The organism is Candidatus Infernicultor aquiphilus (assembly GCF_002784285.1).
In the GTDB taxonomy this organism is placed as follows: Bacteria; Atribacterota; Phoenicimicrobiia; order Phoenicimicrobiales; family Phoenicimicrobiaceae; genus Infernicultor; species Infernicultor aquiphilus.
Genome location: NZ_PFKO01000340.1, coordinates 903 through 9,709 on the forward strand (window position 1 = coordinate 903; position 8,807 = coordinate 9,709).

An 8,807-nucleotide genomic window follows, 5' to 3' on the forward strand; every position below is an offset into this window, starting at 1 on the left:
TGGAGATCCCCAATTTAACCCAGAAAAAGTAGACCACCTCTTCAAGATAGCCTCTGATTACCAAAAAGAAATAGACCAAAAGGTAGAAGCCTCCCTGCCTAAATTTTCTCGTCCTTACTGGTGGAATGCGAACTCTTTGATGCAGGTCCAGATGGAGCCTACCCGTAATGGTTTTGGTCGGGCGATAGAAGAATTAGGTAAAGATAAGAAGGTAGTAGCCTTAGGGGCAGATATAACCGCATCTATCCGGATGGATAAATTCTATGCTTCCCATCCGGAGAGAAAGAACCGATTTTTCGAAATAGGGATTGCCGAGGCCAACATGACTCTGGTAGCCTCCGGTCTGGCTAAAGAAGGGAAGATCCCCTTTATTGGTTCTTACGGAGTCTTTGTTACCGGCAGAAATTGGGATCAGCTTCGCACTACCGTCTGTTACAATAACTATAATGTAAAAATAGCCGATGCCCATGCCGGCATCTCAGTAGGAGAAGATGGAGCTACCCATCAGGCTTTAGAAGATATTAGCAACCTCTATTATCTTCCCAATATGCACCTGGCTATCCCTTGTGATGCCATAGAGACCGAAAAAGCTACCCAGGCCATAGCTTCTATCCACGGGCCAGCTGTGGTCCGATATGCCCGGGAGGCTACTCCCCTAGTCACTACTTCCGATACTCCCTATCAATTTGGTCTGGCTAATGTAATAAGATACCGAAGCGAAAAGAAAAACTTTATGGAGGCCTTCCAGACTAAACTCTCTCCTGATTATACCTCAGAAAGAGAAGATCTCGCCCTGATTGCCTGTGGACCAATGGTCGCTGAGGCGATGCGGGCAGCTTATATCTTAAAAGAAGAATATAATCTGGAAAGTCGAATCTTAAATATTCACACTCTAAAACCAATCGATAAGAAAGCTATCCTAAAAGCAGCCGAAGATACTAATCTGATAATTAGCATCGAAGAACATCAGGTAGGTGGTTTTGGAAATATCATCGCCGGAGTGATAGCCCAGAATAAAAAATATTCTACCCCTCTGTTAATGGATATGATCGGAGTAGAGGATAGGTTTGGTGAATCTGGAGAACCCTGGGAGTTGACCAAAGTGTTTGGTCTAACGGCAGAACATATTGCCCAAAGGGCAAAGGAATTGTATGATAAAAAATCGAGATAAAAATTATCTTCCTATTACCATCAAAAGTTTACTTTTTATTTAACTTTAAAAGAAGGGGATTTAAAAATATGAAAAAATATTCTTTAGGAAAAACAGGAATTATGGTAACTGAGTTGTGTTTTGGTGCCTTACCTATAGGGCCTTTACAGGCAAATATTTCTGTAGAAAAGGGAGCAAAACTTATTCGTACTGCCCTGGAAAAGGGTATTAATTTCATTGATACCGCAGAAGGTTATAAAACTTATCCCTATATTAAGAAAGCTTTGGAAGGCTATAATGAGGAAGTGATTATTGCTACTAAATCTGGTGCCAAAACATACCAAGAAATGGAACAAAGTATAAAAGATGCCTTGGCGTTTTTAGGTCGGACCTATATAGACATTTTTCTTTTACATGCCGCCAGAGTTACCCCTTCAGTCTTCGAAGAAAGAGCAGGGGCATTACAATGTTTACAGGATTATAAAGCAAAGGGAGTTCTTCGGGCCATCGGAATTTCAACTCATGCAGTAGAAGTAGTTAGACGAGCCGCAGAAATTAAAGAAATCGATATTATATTTCCTATCATTAACAAAATTGGTATTGGTATTGTAGGCGGTAGTGTTATTGATATGATTAAAGCAATATCAGAGGCGCATAAGGCAGGAAAAGGCCTATATGCTATGAAGGCCTTAGGCGGAGGACATTTAATTAATCAATTAGAAGAGGCTTTTAATTTTGTAAGAAATATTAAAGGCATCAGTTCCCTGGCGGTCGGTATGGTTAGTTCGGAAGAATTGGAACTAAACTTAAAAATATTTAATGATGAAGAAATTCCTAAAGGGTTATTCACTCAAAAAATCAAACCCAGCAAGAGATTATTTATTTCCACTTTTTGTAAAGGTTGTGGCACCTGTGTTAAAACTTGTCCTAATAATGCCTTGTCTTTAGAAAATGGAAAAGCAGTGGTGGATCATAAGTTATGCATTTTGTGTGGGTATTGTAACCCAGTATGTCCTGAGTTTGCTATTAGATTAATTTAAATATTTCAAACCAAATAATTTTTATTACTAAGTTTTAAGCAAAAGATTAGATTGAGGCTAATATTATTAGCTGATAAAAGGAACACTCATTATTAATTTTTGAGTAAATTAAACTATAAAGAAACGATGAGGATACCAAAATGATAAAAAATAGTAAAATAGTACAAAAGTTTGAAGAAGAACTGATAAAAAAAGAGAAAGTAAATTTAATAAAAAACTTTCAGATAATGGATGCAATGTATAAGGAAGCACGAGCCTTAGGGGTAATCCCTATGAAAGATCCACTTAATGGATGGGGTATTGATGCAAAAATTGCTATGGTGGTGAACTATGTTCAAAAAACTTCTTAAAAAAATAGCCAATGAATTAAATACTCATAATATTCCTTATATGGTTATAGGGGGTCAGGCGGTTCTTCTCTATGGAGAACCAAGACTAACCAAAGATATTGATATCACTTTGGGTATAGGGATTGACGGACTAAAAGATATTAATAGTATTATTCAGAAGCTTAATCTAAAAGCTCTTGTTAACGAAGGTTTTGTCCAAAAAACCATGGTATTACTGGCAATTGATGAGAAAACAGGCATCCGGGTTGATTTTATTTTTTCTTTTTCTCGGTATGAAAAACAAGCGATTAAAAGAGCACCTGATATAAAATTTGGCAATACTGTAGTTAAGTTCGCCTCCCTTGAAGATGTGGTTATTCATAAGATAATTGCTGGCAGAGCGAGAGATATTGAAGATGTAAGATCAATTATTTTAAAAAATTCAGATTACGATACCAAATATATTGTAAGATGGTTAGAAGAGTTTGATAAATCATTAAATGAAAAATTTTTAAAGGTATTTCAGAAGATAGTTAAGGAAATTAGATAAAACTTCAGATAAAATAATCTAAAAGATAAGGAGCACCAGAGATGGAAAATAAGGAAAATACAAAAGTTTTACAGGATGCCATTATAGATGTACCGGGGATAAAGGTAGGGCACAGCCAAAATCTAAAAGCTGGAACTGGATGTACTGTAGTTATATGTGAGAAAGGCGCAACAGCCGGAGTTGATGTACGGGGAGGAGCTCCTGGAACTCGGGAAACAGATCTTCTTAACCCAGTTAATTTAGTAGATAAAGCTCATGCCATCTATCTTAGTGGAGGAAGTGCCTTTGGACTTGACGGAGCTACCGGGGTAATGAAATATTTAGAAGAAAAGGGAATAGGCCTTGATGTGGTGCTGACTAAAGTTCCTATCGTCCCCGGAGCAGTTCTCTTTGACTTAGGGGTAGGTGATTATAGGATAAGACCTGATGCCAGGATGGGATATGATGCTTGTCTAAATGCGAGTGAAGAGGAGGTCAGACAGGGCAATGTAGGAGCTGGGACTGGGGCTACAGTAGGAAAAATATTTGGGGGATTTCGCTGTATGAAAAGCGGTCTGGGCACAGCCAGTTTTAAGTCTCAAGAACTGATAGTAGGAGCAATAGTGGCAGTAAATTGCCTTGGAGATGTGATTGATCCGGAAAGCGGAGAGATTATTGCCGGAGTTTTAACTGAAAACAAAAAGGAATTCGCTAATACTATGTCCTTCTTAAAAAATTTTCCCCAAAGAAGTGGGAGTAGTTTTCCAACCAATACTACTATAGGAGTAATAGCTACCAATGCAAAGCTGACCAAGGCCGGTGCGACCAAGGCAGCGATGATGGCTCAGGATGGCTATGCACGAACTATCAGTCCTGCTCACACTATGTTTGACGGGGATACTATCTTCTGTATGGCTACTGGCGAAGTAGAAGGAGGAGCAAATGTGGTAGGGGCTATTGCAGCAGAAGTTATGGCTCGGGCGATAGTAAAAGCAGTAAAAAGTACCGAATCGCTCTATGGTCTTTTAAGTTATAAGGACTTACAAAAAAGGTAAAAAAAGGTGCCAGGCACTAAATTTGTCATAAAGGTAAAAAAAGGTGCCTGGCACTTTTTTTTACCTTTTAAAGATTATTGGAATATTTGCATGGAGAGTGTTATAATTTAAATAAATTAATAAAGGGGAGGTAAATGATGGCTAATAAAACGAAAAATATAAAATGGACAATTATTGGCTTAATCCTATTAGGCTTAATAGTAGTGATGGGGATTGCTTCAATTTATATTGACCTGATTTGGTTTAAATCAGTGCAATATATTACCGTTTTTTGGAAAATTCTGCTCACTAAAGGGGTAGTTATGCTATTTTTCGCAGCTTTCTTTTTTATATTGTCTTTTTTAAATCTTTCTTTTGCCCGACGTTTTGCACCTGATTTTCAGGTGGAGATAAGCCAGGATGAGTTTGAAAGACCAGAGATTCAATTATATAAGAGTCTGCAAAATATTAAGGTAAACAAAAGACTCGTTTTCTGGTTTTCCCTGCTTGTAGCGCTCTTTATGGGATTCTCCGAAGGTGCCAACTGGGAGAAGATTCTGATTTATTTAAATAGGACTTCATTTGGAATAACCGACCCGGTCTTTAATCGAGATATCGGATTTTATATGTTCAGTCTTCCTTTCTGGGAATTCGTCAGGAACTGGCTATCTTTTGCTCTTACCATTATTACTGTTGTAGTAGGTGCTATTTATATTCTTAAAAAAGCGGTGAAATATGAATATAAAAAACTTATTATTGAAACTCCAGTTAAGGTACACCTGTCTTTGCTTATCGGCTTAATATTAATTTTAAAGTCCTGGCAGTATTGGTTAAATGCCTTTAAGATTCTCTACTCTACTCGAGGGGTAATTTTTGGAGCGGGTTATACAGCAATCCACGCCGATCTTTTAGCCTTGAGAGTTTTAATGGTTGTAGCTTTGATTTGCGCAGCACTATTTTTTGCAACTGCAAGGAAAGAAAATTGGAAAATACCAGTTTTGGGATTGGCGGTTTTGATTGGTGTCTCTATCTTGTTAGGAGGAATCTATCCGGAGATTATACATCGGGCGGTAGTCTTGCCTAATGAGAGCACCAAGGAGAGACCTTATATATTAAATAATATTGAGGCCACCCGGATAGCATATGGTTTAGATAAGATTAAAGAGGAGGAATTCCCGGTAAAGGAAGAGATAAGTTTCGAAGATATTGAGAAAAACAAAGAGACGATTGGAAATATCCGACTCTGGGATTGGAGCCCTATACAACAGACTTTAAAGCAAATTCAGGCTATCAGACTATATTATGATTTTTATAGTGTAGATGTAGACCGTTATTATTTTAACGGAACTTATCAACAGGTGATAATCTCTCCCCGGGAATTAGATAAAGATAAGATACCAGAAAAGGCCAGGACTTGGGTAAATGAGGTATTAACTTATACTCATGGTTACGGGGTAGTGGTAAATCCGGTTAATAAGATTAGCGGAGAAGGCCTTCCCGAACTGTTGATTAAAGATATTCCCCCGGTCTCCAGTGTAAATATTACTATTACTAGACCAGAAATTTATTATGGAGAGATAACTAAAGGTTATGTGGTGGTTAAAACTAAAGCTAAAGAATTTGATTATCCAAAAGGAGATGAGAATGTCTACAGCACCTATACCGGTAATGGTGGTGTGCCGGTTTCATCTCTATGGAGAAGGATTCTGTTTTCTATAAAATATTCTAATTTACAGATTTTACTCACTACCAATTTTACTCCAGAGAGCCGAATTATGATCTATCGTAATATTCAGGAGAGGGTCAAAAAAGTAGCTCCTTTTCTGAGTTATGATAACGACCCTTATATAGTGATTTCTAAAGAAGGAAAACTGTTCTGGATACAAGATGCTTATACTATATCTAATAATTACCCCTATTCTACTCCTTTTAAGGGATATTTAAATTACATCAGAAACTCTGTTAAGGTAATAATTGATGCTTATAATGGTACTATGAATTTTTATATAGTAGATCAGAAAGATCCTTTAGTTAAAGTGTATCAAAATATCTTTCCTCAACTATTTAAGAATTTTGACCAGATGCCCGATGATTTAAAGGAACATCTTCGTTATCCTAAAGATCTTTTCCAGATACAAGCAGAACTTTATTCCACCTATCATATGTTGGATGCAGATGTATTTTATAATAAAGAAGATTATTGGAATATACCTAATGAAATTTATGCCGAAAATGAAATTAAAGTGGAACCTTATTATATTGTAACTAAGCTTCCGGGGCACCAGAGAGAAGAGTTTATCCTGATGACTCCTTTTACTCCCTCTGCCAAGGATAATATGATTGCCTGGCTGGCCGCCAAAAATGATCAGCCGGAATATGGGAATTTAATCGTCTATAAATTTCCTAAAGAAAAACTTATTTATGGACCGATGCAAATTGAGGCACGAATTGACCAGGATTCGGAGATTTCTCAGCAACTGACCTTGTGGGGACAGAAGGGTTCCACGGTTATCAGGGGAAATCTACTGATAATTCCTATAGAAAAATCAATTATTTATGTTGAGCCATTATATTTGAGAGCTGAAAAAGGCCAAATACCAGAACTAAAGAAAGTAATTGTCTCCAATGGCTCTGATGTAATGATGGGAAATAATCTGGAAGAGGCCTTAGAGAAGCTATTTGCTCGAACTTTTAAAGAAAAAGAAGCCGTAGTAACCGATGAAGAAAAAAATCTTAAAGATTTGGTCCAAGAAGCAGCAGGGTATTTTGAGAATGCTCAAGGATTTGCCCGTGAAGGTGATTGGGCAAAATACGGAGAAGAATTAAAGAAATTAGAAAATACTTTGAATTTATTAGAAGAGATGAGTACAAGAGAATAATATTTAGTTGGCCAATTAACCAGTTTACCGATCTGCTAGTCAGGTTAGTTGAGTAGTTACTTGGTTTACAGTTTTCAGTTATTGTAGGGGCGTATTGCAATACGCCCCTACTTAATATTCGATTAAACTAAACTATTAGTAGTATTAAAGTTGGGGAGCGGATTTATTCGCACCGCTCTTTTACTAATTACATATTACATAATTACTGCATTTTATACGCTAGATTTATAATTTTTGCTTCTAAATTTTCCAGATCCAACAAGGCAATAGTGCTTTTTCCGCTAAGCCAGCCCCCGCATTCTCCTGGATTTACGATAAGGGTCTTTCCAATTTTACGCAAATCGGTACGATGAGTATGACCATAAATGATTACCTCATATTTTTGGCTCTCTGCAAGGTCGTCTATTAGTTTTTCTAGGTGCAGCATAATTATGTTTTTATGGTTTATGTTCGTCTGATATGGTTCAGGAAAAAGTTCTCCAATTCCTTTAAATTTTTCTTGTAAGTAAATTTTATCTCCATCATTATTCCCAAAGACTCCTTTTAGAGGGCAGTTTAAATTTTTAAATTCTAAGCAAGTAAAGGGGGAGACAAAATCACCAGCATGCAGAACCAGTTCAACTTTTTCTTGGTTGAAAATTTCCACCGCTTTTTTTATCTGAGGTAAGTTATCATGGGTATCAGCGATTATTCCAATCTTCATTTTGTTATTACCTCTAAACTATTTTAATTGATAAAGAATATCCTTCAATTTGACCTCTGCGTATGCAATACAAGTGTCAGCCGCGCCATAGTATATTTTTACCTTACCTTCTTCATATAAATTCCCACAATTAAAAATCACATTACCAAAGAAACCATGTAATTCATAATCCATTTCAGGCTCAATTATTGGTTTTTCGCTTCTCGCTATAACCTTCCAGGGTTCATTAGCATCCAATAGTACTGCCCCAAGACAGTACCTGTTAATCTTTGACGATCCGTGGTATATTTCCATCCAACCTTCTTCTATCTTGAATGGAACACCACTGCAGCCTATACTTCCGTCGTCCCAGTATTTTTCTCTTGCGCTCATTAATTTCAGATGATTACCCCAGTAAACAAGATCTGGTGACTCGGATATCCATATATTTCTTACCCTATATTCGGCAGATACGGGACGATTCAAGGCATAATATCTACCTTTTATCTTTTCAGGGAAAATTGCAACGTCCTTATTATCAGGCATAAAAATTACACCGTGTCTAGTAAATGTAACAAAATCAGTCGTGGAGGTTAGACAGGTAGTAACCCCGGTTATATCGGATATTGCACTATAATTTATATAGTATCTTCCATTAATCTGGGTTATCCTTGGATCTTCTATGCCAAATCTCTCATATTTGCTTTCAGGAAATATGGCTGGCTTTTTATCTATCTTAAAGTCAATACCATTTTTGCCCCTAGCGATCCTTAAATGGGAAATAGATGTAAGGTATTGGTCGGTAGGTGTCCTAACAAATCTGGAGTCCGAGAAATCTATTGAAGAATCAGCCTTGTTAAATTCCTTTACCACAATTTTATCTGTTTTCAGGTCTATCATAGGTACAAGTTCTTTTTTTGGGTTGTTATTAATTGGCATTTCAGCAACTCTCATCAGAAGTAATATTTCTCCATTGAACCTGGTAACACCACAGTTAAAAACACCAACCACCTTGAAATCAGGCCTTGATGGCTTTACGTCCTCTGGTGTTATTATTGGATTTTTCTCTGATCTAATTATATTCATATTTATTGTCCTATTATATAATTATCGAATAAATCAATAGATGTAAATTTATCCTCGACTTTTAATTCACTTAATAAT

General features: G+C 36.8%; 8 protein-coding genes. 6 read left to right on the plus strand and 2 right to left on the minus strand.

What is annotated here, in order from left to right; translation table 11 throughout:
• The 6 genes from COZ07_RS09490 to COZ07_RS09515 form a co-directional block, all read left to right on the plus strand.
• A partial coding sequence (locus tag COZ07_RS09490) for a transketolase family protein (protein ID WP_406608323.1) occupies positions 1-1,171 on the plus strand: 1,171 nt, incomplete at its 5' end.
• Positions 1,172-1,239: 68 nt separating this feature from the next.
• Positions 1,240-2,190 carry an aldo/keto reductase gene (locus tag COZ07_RS09495; RefSeq protein ID WP_406608324.1) on the plus strand — a complete coding sequence of 317 codons (951 nt, stop codon included), beginning with the start codon at positions 1,240-1,242 and terminating at the stop codon, positions 2,188-2,190.
• Between the two features lie 140 nt (positions 2,191-2,330).
• Positions 2,331-2,540: a hypothetical protein gene (locus COZ07_RS09500; protein WP_406608325.1), complete on the plus strand. Its 210-nt coding sequence runs from the start codon at positions 2,331-2,333 to the stop codon at positions 2,538-2,540.
• Positions 2,521-3,069 carry a nucleotidyl transferase AbiEii/AbiGii toxin family protein gene (locus COZ07_RS09505; RefSeq protein WP_406608326.1) on the plus strand — a complete coding sequence of 183 codons (549 nt, stop codon included), beginning with the start codon at positions 2,521-2,523 and terminating at the stop codon, positions 3,067-3,069. The genes COZ07_RS09500 and COZ07_RS09505 overlap by 20 nt, the downstream gene beginning before the upstream one ends.
• A 41-nt stretch (positions 3,070-3,110) precedes the next feature.
• Complete coding sequence (locus COZ07_RS09510) at positions 3,111-4,103, plus strand: P1 family peptidase (protein ID WP_406608327.1); 993 nt, start codon at positions 3,111-3,113, stop codon at positions 4,101-4,103.
• 134 nt (positions 4,104-4,237) lie between these two features.
• Entirely contained in the window at positions 4,238-6,961 is a 2,724-nt protein-coding gene (locus COZ07_RS09515) for a UPF0182 family protein (RefSeq protein WP_406608328.1), read from the plus strand.
• Positions 6,962-7,163: 202 nt separating this feature from the next.
• On the opposite strand, the gene COZ07_RS09520 is transcribed toward COZ07_RS09515, so the two are convergent.
• Together COZ07_RS09520 and COZ07_RS09525 are read right to left on the minus strand one after the other, a co-directional pair.
• Positions 7,164-7,664: a metallophosphoesterase gene (locus COZ07_RS09520; RefSeq protein WP_406608329.1), complete on the minus strand. Its 501-nt coding sequence runs from the start codon at positions 7,662-7,664 to the stop codon at positions 7,164-7,166.
• An 18-nt stretch (positions 7,665-7,682) separates the two neighbouring features.
• Positions 7,683-8,729, minus strand: a complete 1,047-nt coding sequence (locus tag COZ07_RS09525) for a glycoside hydrolase family 130 protein (protein ID WP_406608330.1) — start codon at positions 8,727-8,729, stop codon at positions 7,683-7,685.
• Positions 8,730-8,807: the final 78 nt, after the last annotated feature.

Bases quoted from the DNA above. Each gene is read 5' to 3' on its own strand.
- COZ07_RS09495 (WP_406608324.1), top strand. From the start codon at position 1,240: ATGAAAAAATATTCTTTAGGAAAAACAGGAATTATGGTAACTGAGTTG.
- COZ07_RS09500 (WP_406608325.1), top strand. From the start codon at position 2,331: ATGATAAAAAATAGTAAAATAGTACAAAAGTTTGAAGAAGAACTGATA.
- COZ07_RS09505 (WP_406608326.1), top strand. From the start codon at position 2,521: ATGTTCAAAAAACTTCTTAAAAAAATAGCCAATGAATTAAATACTCAT.
- COZ07_RS09510 (WP_406608327.1), top strand. From the start codon at position 3,111: ATGGAAAATAAGGAAAATACAAAAGTTTTACAGGATGCCATTATAGAT.
- COZ07_RS09515 (WP_406608328.1), top strand. From the start codon at position 4,238: ATGATGGCTAATAAAACGAAAAATATAAAATGGACAATTATTGGCTTA.
- COZ07_RS09520 (WP_406608329.1), bottom strand. From the start codon at position 7,664: ATGAAGATTGGAATAATCGCTGATACCCATGATAACTTACCTCAGATA.
- COZ07_RS09525 (WP_406608330.1), bottom strand. From the start codon at position 8,729: ATGAATATAATTAGATCAGAGAAAAATCCAATAATAACACCAGAGGAC.